Here is a 15,721-nt window from a genome sequence, read left to right on the forward strand (position 1 = left end):
CCCGCATCGCCCAGCAGAAGGCACTCACGCTAAACCCTGGAAAAGCGTCCTTCACGCAAAAAATGACCCACAGAATCGGCCACATCCGTTCGAAACAGCAACGCGAAGTGCCCGCAGGACACCTCAAGGCGGTGCGTCACATACGAAGCTCGCGTCTCGCCCAGCGAAACCGTGCCATCGTGAGGTTTCGACAGCGGCCCGCCAAACAGGCGTCCGACACCCAGGCTATTGCCTGTCCCTGCGACCATGCCCAACTCGCGGCCGGCATGCCAGGCAGGCACGTCGCCTTGCAGGCCGCCGCCAAGACTGGCGCCGAGTATCAGATGACCCAACAGCGGCCAGTGGGCGACGCGTCTTGCCGCCTGACTGCCCGCCAATGGCGTGCCCAGAAACACCACGCGGCCCGGTCGCTGCAGCGGCGCCTGATCGAATAAATGTTGTACCACCAGCCCACCCAGAGAATGTGCCACGAAGTGCACTACTTCAGCGTCGATCTGATCGACGAAGGCGCGTAAGGCCTGAGCATTCGTGTGTGGACTATGCCTCACACTGGGATAGCGAAAGGCATGCACGACATAGCCACGACGCCTCAGACGCGTGCGCAACAGGTGCATTTCCAACCCCGTCATCCACAGACCGTGCAGCGTGACCACGACCTCACGCACGCCAGCCGCTCCCACGGCGAATCGCCTCGCGATTGGTCCACGAACGGATCAGGCGCAACGCATCGGCCTGCGGCAGCCAGCGATAACGCGCGTGTTCGCGCGGATTCAGTACGATGGCACGCGGCGCCGGCAGCGTGACGCGAAAGACATGCTCGATATTGCTGCGATTGCCTGGTGCGTAGCGCCTACGCCAGGGCATGATGATGGGGAAACGATGCGCGATCCCGGTATCCCGTATGGAAACATCACACAAACCGGTCTCCTCGCACAGTTCCCGCTTCGCCGCACGGCCAGGAGTCTCGCCTAACTCCAGGCTCCCGGTAACCGACTGCCAGAAACCGCGTGGCCGACGCCGCTCCATCAGGAGCACACGGCCATCCCGCACGGCGACGACCACCAGTACCGATTCAGGGCGCTTCCAGTTCATCCCGGTCGCCGCCCTGCGCGCTCAAACCTGTGGACGGCGCAATCGGATACCCAACTCCTGTAGCTGGCGCTCGTTGACTGGTGTCGGCGCGTCCGTCAACGGACAAGACGCCGTTTGAGTCTTAGGGAAGGCAATGACGTCGCGGATCGAGGCACTGCCAGTCATCAACATGACCAACCTATCCAGGCCAAAGGCAATGCCGGCATGCGGCGGGCAGCCGTAGCGTAGCGCATCCAGCAGGAAGCCGAACTTCTCGCGCGCCTCCTCATCACTGATACCGAGCAGACGGAAAACTGCCGCCTGCATCTCGGGGTCGTGAATACGCACGGAACCCCCACCCACCTCGGTACCGTTGAGCACCATGTCGTAGGCGCGGGAGAGCACCTCGCCCGGCGCAGCGCCGAGCGCCTCTGGCGCCGCGACGCGCGGCGCGGTGAAGGGATGATGCAGAGACACCCAACGTCCGCTCTTGTCGTCGTGCTCGAACATCGGGAAATCGACCACCCACAACGGCCGCCAGCCGTGCTCAACCAGGCCTCGGTCGTGCCCCAGACGTACGCGCAGGTTGCCGAGGGCGTCGTTGACCACCGCCGCCTTGTCGGCGCCGAAGAACAGCAAGTCACCATCCACTGGCGCGCAACGCTCGATAATGGCATCGATCACGGCATCGGGCAGGAACTTGAGAATCGGCGACTGCAGACCCTCGCGGCCGGAGGCCAGTGCGTTGACTTTAATGTAGGCCAGCCCCTTGGCGCCGAAGCGTGCTACATAGGCGGTGTAATCGTCGATCTCCTTACGCGACAGCGACCCACCACCGGGCAGCCGTAGTACCGCCACACGCCCGGCCGGATCGATGGCTGGCGCGGAAAACACCTTGAATTCGACCTCGCGCATCAAATCAGTGACATCGACCAGCTCCAGCGGGATGCGCAAATCGGGCTTGTCCGAGCCGAAACGGTGCATCGCCTCGGCGTAGGTCATGCGTGGAAAGGGCTCGGGCAGCGCCACTTCGAGTACCTGCGCGAACAGCTCGCGCACCATACCCTCCATCAGCGACATGACATCGTCCTCTTCCAGGAATGAGGTCTCGATGTCGAGCTGGGTGAATTCTGGCTGACGGTCGGCGCGCAGATCCTCGTCGCGGAAGCAACGCACGATTTGGTAGTAGCGATCGAGCCCGCTCATCATCAGCAGTTGTTTGAATAGCTGCGGCGACTGCGGCAGCGCGAAGAAGCTGCCGTTGTGCGTGCGGCTCGGCACCAGGTAATCGCGTGCGCCCTCAGGGGTCGCCTTGGTCAGCATCGGGGTCTCGACGTCGAGAAACTCCCGATCGTCCAGGAAGCGTCGCAGCGTCCGCGTAACCTGTGCGCGCAGCATCAAGCGCCGCTGCATCTCCGGACGGCGCAGGTCGATATAACGGTAGCGCAGCCGGGTTTCCTCGCCAACGTCATCTTCGTCCAACTGGAAGGGCGGCGTTTCAGCGGCGTTGAGTACCGTCAACTCCAGACCCAATAATTCGACCTGACCGGATGGAATGGATGGATTCTCGGTACCTTCTGGCCGCCGGCGTAACCGACCGCGCACCTGCAGCACATACTCGCTACGCACGCGCTCGGCCTGCGCGAAAACCTCCGGCAAGTCTGGATCGAAGACCACCTGCGCGAGCCCGCTACGGTCGCGCAAATCGATGAAGATCACCCCACCATGATCGCGACGACGATTGACCCAGCCGCACAACACCACTTCCTGATCGATCAGCGAAGTGTCCAAGGTCCCGCAGTAATGGCTACGCATGCTCACGTTCGGATGTCCCATCGGCAAAACAAAAAGCGCCGCCAGGCGGCGGCGCGGAGTCGCGCAATGTTAAGGCGAGACAGCAGGGCGCGCAACCGCAACGCCGACCGGCTCAAACCTCAGGGACTACCGTGCTTGTCGGGATTTCACGGGGCGCGACCACACCGAGGGACACAATTAGTTTGAGCGCCTCCTCCACCGTCATCGATAGTTCAATGACCTCCTCACGAGGCAACATCATGATGAAACCGGACGTGGGGTTCGGTGTGGTCGGCACAAAGACGGTAATCACCTCTGCCGCGGTCCGTTCCTGAATTTCACGGCTCGCATTACCCGTCTGGAAGGCAAGCGTCCAAATACCACGCCGCGGGTATTCGATCAGGAGCACCTTGCGGAAGGCCTCTCCATTGGCAGCAAACAAGGTTTCGGCGACCTGTTTGACTGCCGAGTAGATGCCGCGCACCAGCGGGATGCGCGCCAACAATGCCTCCCAGGCAGCCACCACCTTGCGACCGAACAAATTCGCGGCCAGCAGGCCAGTCAGCAGCACGATAGCGACCGTCATCACGAAGCCGAGACCGGGAATCGGATAACCGAGCAGCGCCTCTGGGCGCCACTGCAGCGGCAACAGCAGCAGCGTCCGATCCATGAAGCCCATCAGGACATCGATGACCGTGACCGTAATCACCAAAGGCACCCAGATCAGCAATCCGGCAATCAGATAGCGGCGCAGCCAGGTGGCCATGTCTAGATGTCCTCGGTTGTCTGGCCTCCGCTCAGGCGGATGCGACGGGTTTGGTGTCGGATGATTTCGTGTCGGACGATTTGGCAGCCGGTTTGGCAGCGGGCTCGCCCGCAATGTTGCGCTTATTGTCCTTTTTGAAGTCAGTTTCGTACCAGCCACCGCCGGCCAATCGGAAACCCGCCGCGGAAATCTGTTTCTTGAGCGCGGGCTTGCCGCAAACTGGGCATTCCAGCAGTGGCGCGTCACTCATGCGCTGGATCGATTCCAGCTCGTGTCCGCAGGCTTCGCATCGGTATTCGTAGATCGGCATTTTCAAATACTCCCAAACTAAGCCAATATTGAGGGGGATTATATGGGGACGATTTCGAGAAAAACCAGCCCGCAGCCGCCCCGACGGGCACCCGTTAACATGACCTCAGGAGAAATCGACATGGCGGACAAAGTTGTCATCATGCTGCTCACCCTCAGCCCCGACCAGCCAGGCACATTGGGGACGCCATTCTTTCAAGCTGCCGTGGCGGCAGCGATGGATCTGGAGGTCGAAATTTATTTCGCGGCACGCACGACCCGATTACTGATCCAGGGCGAGGCCGCAGACCTCTATCCCGGTAGCGCTCATGAAAAATCGGTTTACGACTTCATGCAAGATGCCCACGAGGCCGGTGCCAAGTTCTATGCCTGTGCGGCGGCGATGAGTGAACACGGACTCAACGCGGACAACATCATCCCCGAGTTCGACGGCGCACGCGGGGGCGGCGCCTTCATCGGCGAGATCGTTGAGGATGGCGTCGCGGTACTGACCTACTGATCGCCATGTCCAATCCACGCAGCATCCTGATCACCGGCTGCTCCAGCGGCATCGGACTCCATGCCGCACTGGCCCTTCACCGCCGTGGTTGGCGGGTATTCGCCAGCGCCCGCCACGAAGCCGATGTCACCGGCCTGCGCGAGCAGGGGCTGCCTGATGCACTCAGACTCGACCTCGCCGATAGTGCGTGTATAGAGGAGGCCGTGGAAGCCGTGCTTACCGCCACCGGCGGCCACCTGGATGCGCTCTTCAACAATGGTGCCTACGGACAGCCCGGCGCGGTGGAGGATTTAAGCCGGGCGGTGCTGCGCGAACAGCTCGAGATCAATCTCCTTGGCTGGCTAGAGCTGACCAACCGGGTGTTGCCCGTAATGCGCCGGCAGGGACACGGACGCATCGTCAATAACAGCTCGATACTGGGCCTGATCGCCTTGCCCTTCCGCGGCGCCTACGTCACCAGCAAATTTGCCCTGGAAGGCCTGAGCGACACCCTCCGCCTGGAGCTGCGTGGCAGCGGTATTCACGTCAGTCTCATCGAGCCAGGCCCGATCACCAGTCGCTTCCGCGCCAACGCCTACCTGGCATTCAAACGCCACATCGACCGCGAACACAGCCCGTTCACCGAAGCCTATGCAGGCGCAGAACGGCGCCTTGCCAAGCCGGATACCGCCAGGGCAGCGTTCGAGCTGGGGCCCGAGGCCGTATTCAAGGCGCTGCTGCATGCGCTGGACGCTACGCGCCCACGCCCACGCTATTACGTCACCTTCCCGACCCGGCTGTTCGGCATGCTGCGCCGATTGCTACCGACAACAGCCCTCGACTGGTTGCTCACCCGCGTTTCACGGGGTGAGAATACCTAGCCCTATTGGCGCCGATATGGGCTGAAGTCGAAGCGACCGGCAATCATGTCATCCCACAGATCCGATTGTAGGATGGCCATCAGTTTATAGAGACGACGTAGCTCGTCGTCTTCCATGAAGGCTTGGTTCGGTGCGGATTTGAGCGCCTCCGTCAACAAGGCGACCTGATCCCGGGACAGCCCCAGGATCTCAAGTCCGTCATCCCCCATCTCGATCTTCATAAACAATCCTTATTAAATGTGCGACAGCGCGGCGGCTTGTCGTTAGCAGACGACAGCTTGGCGCCATTCCAACAGAAAAGATAATTAATCAAACCATTTACCGCACCTGCACGCGGCCCTAATATCCCCGTCGCCCCTCAGTTACGAGGGAAGTGTATCTTCAGGAGACAACTCGATGAAAAAGTACGTTATTGCTCTGTCCGTGCTGGGCGCACTGACCCTCAGTCTCCCGGCCATGGCCGACAACGCCATGCCCGCTGCGCCGGCACATGAGGCCGCCAAGCCGATGATGCCCACCAAGCCCGCCCACAAGCCGGCCATGAAGCATGTCATGCATGCCAGCATGATGGTGAAGGAAGCCCAGGAAGCCCTGAACAAGCATGGCGCCATGCTCAAGGCCGACGGCATGATGGGTCCGAAAACCCATGCCGCGATCCGCAGCTTCCAGAAGGCCAATGGCCTGAAGGCGACCGGACACCTGAGCAAAATGACGATGGAAAAGCTCGAAGCCAAGTAAGCTTCGGACATCCAGGCTAAACCAGCCCCGTGGGACCCATGGTCCCACGGGGCTTTTTTATGTCGCAGACGTCGATGCCGCCTCACGGCTGAATACCAGCCCGGTCTGATCGCTGTCGATCCGCACCACGTCCCCCGGACCAAAACTGCCCGAGAGTATCTGTTGCGCCAATGGATTCTCAACCTCCTGCTGGATCGCTCGCTTGAGCGGGCGCGCACCGTACACCGGGTCGAAACCCGCCTCGCCCAAACGATCCAATGCAGCCTCACTGACCTCTAACTGCATGTCGCGCTCCGCCAGACGCACCCGCAAAAATTCGAGCTGGATGCCGGTGATCTCTCGGATCTGCTCGCGGTCGAGCGGATGAAAAACCACCACCTCGTCGATGCGATTGATGAATTCAGGGCGAAAATGTCCACCCACGACCTCCATCACCGCTGCCTTCATCGCCTCGTAATTCGCCTCACCAGCCATCCGCTGGATTGCATCCGAACCCAGATTAGAGGTCATCACCACCACCGTATTGCGAAAATCCACGGTACGTCCATGACCATCGGTCAATCGGCCATCATCCAGCACCTGTAACAGAACGTTGAAGACATCTGAATGCGCCTTTTCCACTTCGTCGAGCAAGATCACCGAATAGGGCTTACGGCGCACGGCCTCGGTCAGATACCCCCCTTCTTCGTAGCCGACATATCCAGGCGGGGCACCGATCAATCGAGCAACCGAATGTTTCTCCATGAATTCCGACATGTCGATACGAACCATGGCTTCCTCGGTGTCGAAAAGGAAGGACGCCAGCGCCTTGGTCAGCTCGGTCTTGCCCACACCGGTCGGCCCCAGGAACAAGAATGACCCGTTCGGGCGATTCGGATCGGACAGACCCGCCCGCGAACGGCGGATCGCATTGGATACCGCCGTCACCGCTTCGGCCTGCCCCACCACGCGTGCCGCAAGCTCATCCTCCATACGCAGCAGTTTTTCCTTCTCGCCCTCAAGCATTTTGGTCACCGGGATCCCGGTCCAGCGCGACACCACCTCGGCGATCTCCTCCTCGCCGACCTTGTTGCGCAACAGCTTCATCTCCTGCATTTCAGCCTGAGAGGCCATATCCAGCTGATGCTCCAGCTCTGGGATACGGCCGTATTGCAGCTCTGACATGCGCGCCAGATCGCCGGCACGGCGAGCCGTTTCCAGCTCCGTACGTACGCGGTCCAGCTCCTCCTTGATATGCGTCGTACCCTGTACCGCAGCCTTTTCGGACTTCCAGATCTCATCCAGATCCGAATACTCGCGCTCGAGCTTCTCAATCTGATCTTCAAGATCCGCCAGTCGCTTGCGCGAGGCCTCGTCGGATTCCTTCTTCAACGCCTCGCGTTCGATTTTGAGCTGAATCAACCGACGCTCCAGGCGGTCCATCTCCTCCGGCTTGGAATCGATCTCCATACGGATCCGGCTGGCGGCCTCATCGATCAGATCGATGGCCTTGTCAGGCAACTGACGATCAGCGATGTAGCGGTGCGAAAGCGTTGCTGCAGCGACGATGGCCGGGTCGGTGATCTCGACGCCGTGGTGAACCTCGTAGCGTTCCTTGAGACCGCGCAAGATAGCAATGGTGTCCTCCACGCTCGGCTCGTTGACCAACACCTTTTGAAAACGCCGCTCCAGCGCGGCATCTTTTTCGAGGTACTGCCGGTATTCGTCAAGCGTGGTGGCGCCGATGCAGTGCAGCTCGCCCCGCGCCAGCGCTGGCTTGAGCATATTGCCAGCGTCCATCGCGCCCTCGGCCTTGCCGGCGCCGACCATGGTATGGATCTCGTCGATAAACAGGATGACGTTGCCTTCGGCCTTGGCGATATCATTGAGCACAGCCTTGAGCCGTTCCTCGAAGTCGCCGCGGAATTTGGCGCCCGCCAGCAGTGAACCCATGTCGAGAGACAGGACGCGCTTGCGTTTGAGTCCCTCGGGCACCTCTCCATTGATGATGCGCTGCGCCAATCCTTCGACGATGGCCGTCTTGCCGACGCCCGGCGCGCCGATGAGCACAGGATTATTCTTGGTGCGTCGTTGCAGCACCTGAATCGCACGGCGGATTTCATCATCACGCCCGATCACCGGATCAAGCTTGCTCTGTTCGGCTCGCTCGGTCAGGTCAATGGTGTATTTCTCCAGCGCCTGACGCTGCTCTTCTGCGTTCGGGTCTTCGATCTTCGCTCCTCCACGTAAAGACTCGACCGCTTGTTCGACCGCGCCATGCGAGCCGCCACACTGGGTCATCAGATCCTGCAGGTGCCCCTTGACCTCCAGCGCCGCCAGCGCGAACAATTCGGACGAAATATAAGAATCCTGACGGCGCTGCGCCAGCTTGTCGGTTACGTTCAAAAGTTTGACCAGATCGTTGGACAGGTGCACCTCCCCGGCACTCCCTTCGACGACAGGCAGGGCATCGAGGGCCTCGTCCAAACGGGCACGAAGCTGGTTCACATTGATGCCCGACTGGGTCAGCAAAGGCCGTACCGTACCGCCTTCCTGATCCAGCAGCGCGCGCATCAGATGCAACGGCTCGATGAACTGGTGATCCCGTCCCACAGCCAGCGATTGCGCGTCGGCCAGCGCCATCTGGAATTTGCTGGTCAGCTTATCCATGCGCATGTCGAATTCCCCTCTCGATTAATCGGTTAATGCACTAAGGGATGCGGCCGGCAGCGGCGTTTTTCAACCGCTGACGACGGGATGTCACATCCACATACCCCCATGTTATGTTTGCCGAGCCTTCAAAGGGGACACGCGATGCACGAAATCCGGAAGCTCAACATGGCACACGGCGTCGAATGGGTCACGGCGGGCTGGAACATCTTCCGCCGCGAGCCTGGCATGCTGGTCATGCTCTTCCTGATATTCATCGTCATGATGTTTCTGATCGGATTGATCCCGATCGTCGGCCAGCTGATCGCCCTGCTGGTGACCCCGAGCTTGAGCGGCGGGCTGCTGCTGGCCATCGAAACCACCGCGCGTGGACAGCCACCCACCTTCGGACAACTCTTCGCAGCCTTCAACGAGCCTACGCTGCGGAGTCGCATGCTCACGCTCGGCCTGTGGACACTGATCGTGAATGTGATCGTAATGGCCATTGCCATGCTGATCGGCGGCAGCTTCATCATGAGCCTGATGGGATTCGGCGCCATGGGTGCAGGACATATGGGGGGGGCTGCACTGGCGGGCGCCGGAGCGGGCGTCGGCCTGTTCGCGCTGCTGCTGGCCCTGCTCTTGGCTGTGGTCTATGCCGCCGCCCTGCTTTTCGCCACACCGCTGGTCATGTTGGCAGGCATGGAGCCAGTGGCGGCACTCAAGCTCAGCCTTGCCGCCAATCTGCGTAACCTAGGCGCCTGGCTGATCTTCAGCCTCATCTACCTCGCACTGGTCATCATCGCCATGATTCCTTTTGGGCTGGGCCTTCTGATCGTCGGGCCGATGGGCATCGCCTCCGCTTACTGCGCCTATCTCGACACCTTCACCGGCATCCCCGGCGGCGCCGATTCACCGGGAAGCCTGCTGCCGCCGAGACGCAGCGCGGGCTAGGCGACACGCATCATCAGCGTTTGCGTCGAAACACGTCCGCACGGCGGTTCACGACCCGATCGAGGAACACGCGACCATTGAGGTGATCAATCTCATGCTGCACAACACGCGCCTCGAAATCTTCCATGTCGTACTCATGTATGCCACCCGCCGGGTCTAGGGCGCGTAGGCGAATGTGCTCGGCGCGCGGCACATTGCCCGTGTAATCGGGTACCGAAAGACAACCTTCCCGTCCCAACGCATAACCCTCCCGCGAGAGGATTTCCGGGTTGATCAGCACCAAATGGCCGTGATGGGGCACGGGCTTGCGTGTCCGCGAACAATCCACGATGACAATGCGACGATGATAACCAACCTGAGGCGCCGCGATCCCCACCGCCGACGGACCGGCCTGCCGAGTCGCCTCGAGATCCCCGATGAAGGCCCGTAATGCCGCGTCAAAAAGCACCACTTCCTCCGAAACCTGGCGCAGGCGTTCATCCGGCCAATGCAAAACCTCCAGAACAGCCACTGCTACCCCACCAGCGTCTCAATACCCTCGACACGCACGTCGATGCCCTGTACGCGCAGCGGTGCAAGTGCCGCCTCGACCGCCTCGACGCCATCAGCCGCCACGCCTTCGATCTGCATCACATAAATCGGCGCGGCGTGCAGCCCGGCAACATCCGAATCGAGGGTAAAAATATCGAAGCCGATACCGGCCAACACCTCGGTCACTTCAGCCACGATACCCACCCGATCGGCACCGTGGACGTGCACACGCACCTCAGGCACCCGATGTTGGTGCAGATCACCCGTCATAGGGTCGATATGGATATGCAGCGCCAGCGACTCACCGACCGACGCCAAATCTTCACGCAAGGCGTCAATCGCAAAATCGCCGCGCACCATCAACATCATGGTAAAGCTACCACCGAGCCTGAGCATCGAGGCCTCGCCCAGATGCGCACCGGCCTGGACCAATTCGCGCGACAAACGCGCGACGATCCCGGGGCGGTCTTCACCGACCACCGTCAACATCAGCCATTCATTCATCGCTTTTATCCATGCTCGAAGGGTTGCAGACGCCCCCAGACCACCATCGCAACACCAGCCACTCTATATGCACGCATGTCCGGCACCACGCCTCTCAACGCATGTGCCAGCTGTTCCGCCTGTCGATTCTCGATCATCAAGGCTCGTGCCGCAGCTGCGATGCGCAACAATTCTACGTGCGTCCAAGGGCCCGCCGGCACGTAGCGGCAATCCCAGCCCGTCCGGAAGCTAATCAAGCCCGGGCGCGCAACCAGCACGATACCGCTAACCGGCACCGACTTTACCGGTCGTAGGTTTGTGTATATACCTAGCGGGCTCATTTGCCACTGCGGCGTTCCCAGCGCACGCCAGTTCTGCCAAGCGTCCGCTCGCATTTGCCAACTGGTCAACCCCGCGAGTCCAAGCATCCCCGCGAATGGCAGTACCAACACCACCCGCTGCCAAATCACTGGTGTACCTCGCCATACGACCATGGCCCAGGCTGATACTGCCAACAGTATCATTGGGGCTGCCGGACTGACGATACGGGTTCCCCAGTCGAAACCCTTCCAGGCACGCAACAACACGATCCCCAGGAGGTAAGCCAGCGCCATAGCACTTGCCATCCAGGCAAGCCATTGAGTCCCGCCATCAGGGTCTGAATTCGTTTTTTCCGGTAGCCGTCCGCGATCCACGAGATAGACCACCGTGGTCAGCACAAGTGCCAATACACACACAACCAAAGCCGCCCGGGTCTCGGGATCATTCCCGAATATCCAGCCGGTGTAGAACACCACGGACGATAGGAGCATCAGCAGGGTCATGTGCGACGCCCCTCGCACACCGCCCGACAAATGCCCAGTCACGATCAGATTGTGCAGTAACAGCGGAGCCAGAAAAATCAAAGCAACACAGGGGGTGGCCGCAATCAGAAACCAACGTCTACGCCACGGCAGAGGCGCGCGCAACAAAGTCAGCATCAGCCCCGGGATAAAAACCAATGCCGCATAGCGCGCATAGACAGCCAGTGTGACGGCCAACACGGCCAGCAACCAATACATCACGATACGGCGCATTTCTTGCGGTCCGCCGGCGGCTAACTCAGACAATGCCAGCAGTGCCGCGAACAACCAGAACATGGCCAGTGGCTCGCTCCAGACGTAACTCGCATCCACGAGCAGCGGCCACGTCAGGCTCACGACCAATGCCGATACGACCGCCACCGGAGATGGAAAGCGACCGAGCCGAACCAGTAACCCATAAGCAAATCCGGCCAGCCCGGCGATCAGTCCCGCTTGAATCAGCAACGGCGGAAGACCTGTACTCAGGAGCAGCGGATACAGGGGGGGCCATACGGTATATGCCACATAGCGCGGATCGAACAGGGCAAAATTGAACAAATCCAGACCATGACCATCCATGAAGTCATGTGCCGCACGCAGATAATTGACGGAGTCCGGCGTTATCGCCAACTGGCCATTCGGTGGCAACCCCAGGATTGCCCAGCCGGCCAGCCCCATCACCACCAGCAATCCAGCCAACACCCGCGCAATACGCATGCTCGATCTCGTAGACGACTCTCTCAAAGCAGCCTGCCGCATCATGCGGCGCGCCATGGCGGCGTCAACGCACCAACCAGATCAGACTGGCCATGCGTCCGGTTACGCCGTCTCGGCGATAAGAGTAAAAACGGGAGGGATCCGTGTGAGTACAATAGTGTCCACCGTATACCACCGTAACCCCGGCAAGCGCCAGTCTGAAACGCGCCAAGACGTACAGATCCGCCAGCCAACGCCCTTGCGGCGACGGGGTGAATGCTGAAGTCATCTGTGGGTCCTGATCCAAGAATCGCTCGCGCACCTCATCGCCGACCTCGAAGGCACGCGGACCGATTGCGGGCCCTAGCCAGGCCATCAGCTCCGCCGGCGGGGCTGCCAGCGCACTCACGGTCGATTCCAATACGCCATCCGCGAGCCCACGCCAACCGGCATGCGCAACGCCCACACGCGTTCCGGCGCGGTCGCAGAACAATACCGGCAGACAATCGGCGGTCAGCACGGCGCAGACAATTCCCGGATTCGTGGTTACCGCAGCATCTGCCTCGATACCGGGGGCACTGTCCGCCGCCAGCGTCGCGACATCATGGCCGTGCACCTGAGAAAGCCATATTGGCTCGCTTGGCAAGCCCGCCGCAATCCGCAGACGCATCCGATTCTCGGCCACCACCGCTGGCGTGTCGCCAACGTGCACACCCAGATTAAGTCCGCTGTAAAAGCCCTCACTAATGCCGCCGACACGCGTCGTCGTCAAGGCTTGAACCTTTATCGGCGCCGGCCAATCCGGACGCAGCCAGCCGTCCGGCAGGGCATCAGTCATCCCGCAACCGAGCATGTACGCGCAGGGCGTCGATCAAGGTGAGCATATCCTCGGGAGGCTCCGCCTCCCAGGCCATTCCCTCACCGGTCGCCGGGTGTGTCAGAGCCAACCGGGTGGCGTGCAGCGCCTGGCGCCGAAAGCCGCGCATCGTCTCCGTCAGCGCCTCTCCCGCGCCAGGAGGCAGGCGCAGACGCCCACCATAAGCCGGGTCTCCAACGATGGGATGTCGTATATGCGACATGTGCACGCGAATCTGATGCGTCCGCCCGGTCTCCAAACTGACCCGTAACAGCGTATGCCCAATGAAACGCTCGACGAGGCGGTAGTGGCTGACGGCCGGCTTACCGCCCGGCACCACGCCCATGCGCTTGCGATCGCGCACGTGCCGCGCGATCGGCTCGTCCACCGTCCCGCCAGCAATCAGCTCCCCCTGAACCAGCGCCAGATATTCGCGGCTGACGTCATGCGCGGCCAGCGCGGTCACCAATACCTGATGCGCAGCAGGTGTCTTAGCAACGACCATCAGTCCACTCGTATCCTTGTCGAGACGATGCACGATGCCTGCACGCGGCTGAGTTGCCAGCGCCGGGCAATGATGCAGCAAGGCATTGAGCAGTGTGCCCTCGCGGTTACCCGCCGCGGGGTGTACCACGAGACCGGCCGGTTTGTTCAGCACCACCAAACTATCGTCCTCATAACGAATGTCCAGCGCGATGTCCTGCGCACGATCTTCGTGCATCACGGGCACCAGGGGCCTCACATGCACGGCCTCTCCACCGCTCACGCTATCTCGCGGGCGCGGCACTCGACCGTCCAAGGTGACGCGACCGGCTTCGATCCAGTCCTTGATCCGGGTACGGGAATAATCGGGCATGAGTTGGGCCAGTACCTGGTCCACCCGTCGACCGGCAAGCTCTACCGGGATGTTGAACTCTAGACTGGCATTTGGGGGCATACGTAGGGTATCGCGTCAGTTATACTCGGCGGCTATTATTCAGGCTTTTACCCAGGACTGCCATGCATATCTGGCGACACACCGCGCTTCTCGTTCTCTTCGCCGCCGCCCTTGCCGGTTGCGCCTCGACGCCCCTCGAAACCAAGCACTTGACCGCCGAGCAGTACTATAAGGCGGGAGCGCAGGCACTCAAGGACAGCAACTACACCCGTGCGCTAAACATGTTCGAAACCTTGCGCGGGCACTACCCCTTCGGCAGCTACGCCCGCCAGGCGCAGCTTGAGACCATTTACGTCTACTACAAGCAGAACGAGCCTAAATCCACGGTCGAGGCCGCGCAGCGCTATATCAAGGAAAATCCACTCTCGCCCGAAGTGGCCTATGCGTATTACATGCAGGGACTAGCCAATTTCGACGCCCATACCGGGATCATGAACCGTCTTTTCCCAGTCGACCCGGCACGCGTCGACGTCAAGCCGCTCAAGGAATCCTTCGCTGCGTTCAAGATACTGGTGGAAAAATATCCGCACAGTACTTATGCCCCTGACGCGCGGCGCCGCATGCTTTTTCTACGCGACGAGCTGGCGCAGCACGAACTTTATGTGGCCGGCTATTATATGAAGCGTGGCGCCTACATCGCCGCCATCAACCGCTGCAAGCAGCTATTGCAGGAATATCCCGGAGCATCCGACACGCCACGCGCGCTCGAGATCATGATCAAGGGCTACGACAAGCTCGGGATGGCCGACCTGGCCGAGCAGACACGCAAGGTTCTGGCCCTCAATTCATCCGGAAGCGTCGTCAAGCACTGAATGGGAGGCGGTATGAGTGACTTCTTCACGACCATACGCCGCCGACACTCGGTCAGACACTATCAGGCCGACATGCCGGTCGAAGCGGAGAAACTGCACGCCATACTCGAAAGTGCGATCTCCGCGCCGTCGGCCGGTGATCTACAGGCCTATCAGATAGGCGTAATCGAGGATGCCGCACATCGCGCCGCTCTCGCGCAAATCACCGAACAGCAATTCATCTCCGAAGCGCCGGTATGCCTCGCTTTTTGCACCGACGCAGAACATTCCGCACTCACCTTCGGCGATCGTGGGCGGGATCTTTATGCGCTACAAGACGCAACCATCGCCGCTACCTACGCCCAGCTGGCGGCAGCGGCGGCCGGTCTTGCCTCCGCTTGGGTTGGTTACTTCGACGATGTCGAGGTAACCCGGTTACTCGATCTCCCGCCGAACCTGCGAGCGGTTGCCCTGCTGACGGTCGGCTATCCCGCAGAGCTGCCCGAGGCAACCACACGCCGACGCTTGGATGACATCATTTTCCATCCGTAGTTCGCAAGGCCGCGCCGTGGGGATCGATCTCACGCTAGATCGCGGCCTCACCTTCCTCGCCGGTGCGAATCCGAATGATTCGCTCGACGGGCGTCACAAACAACTTGCCATCACCGATCTTGCCCGTATGCGCGGCGCTTACGATCGCATCGATACTGGCATCTAGTTGATCATCACCCACGACGACCTCCAATTTGATCTTGGGCAGGAAATCGACCACGTATTCCGCGCCCCTATAGAGCTCGGTGTGTCCTTTCTGCCGACCGAAGCCCTTCACTTCGGTCACGGTGATGCCCGCGATACCGATCTCCATCAGCGCGGCACGCACTTCGTCCAGCTTGAACGGCTTGATGATCGCTTCAACTTTCTTCATAGGGTCTACTCCTTGAGTCCATTGTGTGCGCGGGGATCAGG

19 protein-coding genes are annotated in these 15,721 nt (G+C 60.8%); 6 read left to right on the forward strand and 13 right to left on the reverse strand.

The genetic code is table 11. The annotated features are described in order from the left end of the window. Nucleotides 1-29 precede the first annotated feature (29 nt). From BI364_RS14270 to BI364_RS14290, 5 genes are all read right to left on the reverse strand, one after another. Entirely contained in the window at nucleotides 30-665 is a 636-nt protein-coding gene (locus BI364_RS14270; protein ID WP_070080098.1) for an esterase/lipase family protein, read from the reverse strand. After that, nucleotides 658-1,092, reverse strand: coding sequence for a dihydroneopterin triphosphate diphosphatase (nudB, locus tag BI364_RS14275; protein WP_070079317.1), 435 nt, complete (start codon nucleotides 1,090-1,092; stop codon nucleotides 658-660). The genes BI364_RS14270 and nudB overlap by 8 nt, the downstream gene beginning before the upstream one ends. Before the next feature lie 21 nt (nucleotides 1,093-1,113). Beyond that, complete coding sequence (gene aspS / locus BI364_RS14280) at nucleotides 1,114-2,886, reverse strand: aspartate--tRNA ligase (RefSeq protein ID WP_070080097.1); 1,773 nt, start codon at nucleotides 2,884-2,886, stop codon at nucleotides 1,114-1,116. Nucleotides 2,887-2,998: 112 nt separating this feature from the next. After that, nucleotides 2,999-3,631: a DUF502 domain-containing protein gene (locus BI364_RS14285; protein WP_070079318.1), complete on the reverse strand. Its 633-nt coding sequence runs from the start codon at nucleotides 3,629-3,631 to the stop codon at nucleotides 2,999-3,001. A gap of 31 nt (nucleotides 3,632-3,662) precedes the next feature. Beyond that, nucleotides 3,663-3,941 (reverse strand): FmdB family zinc ribbon protein, encoded by a 279-nt coding sequence (locus BI364_RS14290; RefSeq protein ID WP_070079319.1) that lies wholly within the window; start codon nucleotides 3,939-3,941, stop codon nucleotides 3,663-3,665. Nucleotides 3,942-4,061: 120 nt separating this feature from the next. Here BI364_RS14290 and BI364_RS14295 point away from each other — a divergent pair, with 120 nt between their 5' ends. Both BI364_RS14295 and BI364_RS14300 read left to right on the forward strand, forming a co-directional pair. Next, nucleotides 4,062-4,439 (forward strand): DsrE family protein, encoded by a 378-nt coding sequence (locus BI364_RS14295; protein WP_070080099.1) that lies wholly within the window; start codon nucleotides 4,062-4,064, stop codon nucleotides 4,437-4,439. After that, nucleotides 4,439-5,299 carry an SDR family oxidoreductase gene (locus BI364_RS14300; RefSeq protein WP_070079320.1) on the forward strand — a complete coding sequence of 287 codons (861 nt, stop codon included), beginning with the start codon at nucleotides 4,439-4,441 and terminating at the stop codon, nucleotides 5,297-5,299. The genes BI364_RS14295 and BI364_RS14300 overlap by 1 nt, the downstream gene beginning before the upstream one ends. 2 nt (nucleotides 5,300-5,301) lie before the next feature. Here the strand turns inward: BI364_RS14300 and BI364_RS14305 are convergent, their stop codons facing one another. Beyond that, nucleotides 5,302-5,520 (reverse strand): hypothetical protein, encoded by a 219-nt coding sequence (locus tag BI364_RS14305; protein ID WP_070079321.1) that lies wholly within the window; start codon nucleotides 5,518-5,520, stop codon nucleotides 5,302-5,304. Nucleotides 5,521-5,695: 175 nt separating this feature from the next. On the opposite strand from BI364_RS14305, the gene BI364_RS14310 reads away from it, so the two are divergent. Beyond that, entirely contained in the window at nucleotides 5,696-6,037 is a 342-nt protein-coding gene (locus BI364_RS14310) for a peptidoglycan-binding domain-containing protein (RefSeq protein WP_070079322.1), read from the forward strand. 57 nt (nucleotides 6,038-6,094) lie between these two features. On the opposite strand, the gene clpB is transcribed toward BI364_RS14310, so the two are convergent. Next, nucleotides 6,095-8,692, reverse strand: coding sequence for an ATP-dependent chaperone ClpB (gene clpB / locus BI364_RS14315; RefSeq protein WP_070079323.1), 2,598 nt, complete (start codon nucleotides 8,690-8,692; stop codon nucleotides 6,095-6,097). Between the two features lie 138 nt (nucleotides 8,693-8,830). Between clpB and BI364_RS14320 the strand changes: the two genes are divergently transcribed. Beyond that, the gene (locus tag BI364_RS14320; RefSeq protein ID WP_070079324.1) at nucleotides 8,831-9,619 is read left to right on the forward strand and encodes a BPSS1780 family membrane protein; all 789 of its coding nucleotides are present in this window, start codon (nucleotides 8,831-8,833) and stop codon (nucleotides 9,617-9,619) included. Between the two features lie 13 nt (nucleotides 9,620-9,632). Here BI364_RS14320 and def read toward each other — a convergent pair whose 3' ends face one another. The 5 genes from def to rluD form a co-directional block, all read right to left on the reverse strand. Beyond that, nucleotides 9,633-10,130 (reverse strand): peptide deformylase, encoded by a 498-nt coding sequence (gene def, locus BI364_RS14325; RefSeq protein ID WP_070079325.1) that lies wholly within the window; start codon nucleotides 10,128-10,130, stop codon nucleotides 9,633-9,635. A 2-nt stretch (nucleotides 10,131-10,132) separates the two neighbouring features. Continuing rightward, nucleotides 10,133-10,654, reverse strand: coding sequence for a glycine cleavage system protein R (locus BI364_RS14330; protein WP_070079326.1), 522 nt, complete (start codon nucleotides 10,652-10,654; stop codon nucleotides 10,133-10,135). 5 nt (nucleotides 10,655-10,659) lie between these two features. Beyond that, complete coding sequence (locus BI364_RS14335; RefSeq protein ID WP_070079327.1) at nucleotides 10,660-12,192, reverse strand: hypothetical protein; 1,533 nt, start codon at nucleotides 12,190-12,192, stop codon at nucleotides 10,660-10,662. 64 nt (nucleotides 12,193-12,256) lie between these two features. After that, on the reverse strand, nucleotides 12,257-13,009 hold the full coding sequence (gene pgeF, locus BI364_RS14340) for a peptidoglycan editing factor PgeF (RefSeq protein WP_070079328.1): 753 nt from the start codon (nucleotides 13,007-13,009) through the stop codon (nucleotides 12,257-12,259). Further along, nucleotides 13,002-13,964 carry a 23S rRNA pseudouridine(1911/1915/1917) synthase RluD gene (gene rluD, locus BI364_RS14345; protein ID WP_070079329.1) on the reverse strand — a complete coding sequence of 321 codons (963 nt, stop codon included), beginning with the start codon at nucleotides 13,962-13,964 and terminating at the stop codon, nucleotides 13,002-13,004. Before rluD ends, pgeF begins: the two co-directional genes overlap by 8 nt. 62 nt (nucleotides 13,965-14,026) lie before the next feature. Between rluD and BI364_RS14350 the strand changes: the two genes are divergently transcribed. Together BI364_RS14350 and BI364_RS14355 are read left to right on the forward strand one after the other, a co-directional pair. Next, nucleotides 14,027-14,776 (forward strand): outer membrane protein assembly factor BamD, encoded by a 750-nt coding sequence (locus BI364_RS14350; protein WP_070079330.1) that lies wholly within the window; start codon nucleotides 14,027-14,029, stop codon nucleotides 14,774-14,776. A gap of 12 nt (nucleotides 14,777-14,788) precedes the next feature. Beyond that, nucleotides 14,789-15,307 (forward strand): nitroreductase family protein, encoded by a 519-nt coding sequence (locus BI364_RS14355; protein ID WP_070080100.1) that lies wholly within the window; start codon nucleotides 14,789-14,791, stop codon nucleotides 15,305-15,307. A gap of 34 nt (nucleotides 15,308-15,341) precedes the next feature. On the opposite strand, the gene BI364_RS14360 is transcribed toward BI364_RS14355, so the two are convergent. Then, the gene (locus tag BI364_RS14360; RefSeq protein ID WP_070079331.1) at nucleotides 15,342-15,680 is read right to left on the reverse strand and encodes a P-II family nitrogen regulator; all 339 of its coding nucleotides are present in this window, start codon (nucleotides 15,678-15,680) and stop codon (nucleotides 15,342-15,344) included. Between the last annotated feature and the right edge of the window lie 41 nt (nucleotides 15,681-15,721).

The sequence above is a fragment of the Acidihalobacter yilgarnensis genome (genome assembly GCF_001753245.1).
GTDB classification, from domain to species: Bacteria; Pseudomonadota; Gammaproteobacteria; order DSM-5130; family Acidihalobacteraceae; genus Acidihalobacter; species Acidihalobacter yilgarnensis.

Bases quoted from the DNA above. Each gene is read 5' to 3' on its own strand.
- BI364_RS14310 (WP_070079322.1), top strand. From the start codon at position 5,696: ATGAAAAAGTACGTTATTGCTCTGTCCGTGCTGGGCGCACTGACCCTC.
- BI364_RS14350 (WP_070079330.1), top strand. From the start codon at position 14,027: ATGCATATCTGGCGACACACCGCGCTTCTCGTTCTCTTCGCCGCCGCC.
- BI364_RS14360 (WP_070079331.1), bottom strand. From the start codon at position 15,680: ATGAAGAAAGTTGAAGCGATCATCAAGCCGTTCAAGCTGGACGAAGTG.
- rluD (WP_070079329.1), bottom strand. From the start codon at position 13,964: ATGCCCCCAAATGCCAGTCTAGAGTTCAACATCCCGGTAGAGCTTGCC.
- BI364_RS14305 (WP_070079321.1), bottom strand. From the start codon at position 5,520: ATGAAGATCGAGATGGGGGATGACGGACTTGAGATCCTGGGGCTGTCC.
- nudB (WP_070079317.1), bottom strand. From the start codon at position 1,092: ATGAACTGGAAGCGCCCTGAATCGGTACTGGTGGTCGTCGCCGTGCGG.
- BI364_RS14330 (WP_070079326.1), bottom strand. From the start codon at position 10,654: ATGAATGAATGGCTGATGTTGACGGTGGTCGGTGAAGACCGCCCCGGG.
- BI364_RS14320 (WP_070079324.1), top strand. From the start codon at position 8,831: ATGCACGAAATCCGGAAGCTCAACATGGCACACGGCGTCGAATGGGTC.
- BI364_RS14335 (WP_070079327.1), bottom strand. From the start codon at position 12,192: ATGCGTATTGCGCGGGTGTTGGCTGGATTGCTGGTGGTGATGGGGCTG.
- clpB (WP_070079323.1), bottom strand. From the start codon at position 8,692: ATGCGCATGGATAAGCTGACCAGCAAATTCCAGATGGCGCTGGCCGAC.
- BI364_RS14295 (WP_070080099.1), top strand. From the start codon at position 4,062: ATGGCGGACAAAGTTGTCATCATGCTGCTCACCCTCAGCCCCGACCAG.
- BI364_RS14285 (WP_070079318.1), bottom strand. From the start codon at position 3,631: ATGGCCACCTGGCTGCGCCGCTATCTGATTGCCGGATTGCTGATCTGG.
- pgeF (WP_070079328.1), bottom strand. From the start codon at position 13,009: ATGACTGATGCCCTGCCGGACGGCTGGCTGCGTCCGGATTGGCCGGCG.
- BI364_RS14355 (WP_070080100.1), top strand. From the start codon at position 14,789: ATGAGTGACTTCTTCACGACCATACGCCGCCGACACTCGGTCAGACAC.
- BI364_RS14290 (WP_070079319.1), bottom strand. From the start codon at position 3,941: ATGCCGATCTACGAATACCGATGCGAAGCCTGCGGACACGAGCTGGAA.
- aspS (WP_070080097.1), bottom strand. From the start codon at position 2,886: ATGCGTAGCCATTACTGCGGGACCTTGGACACTTCGCTGATCGATCAG.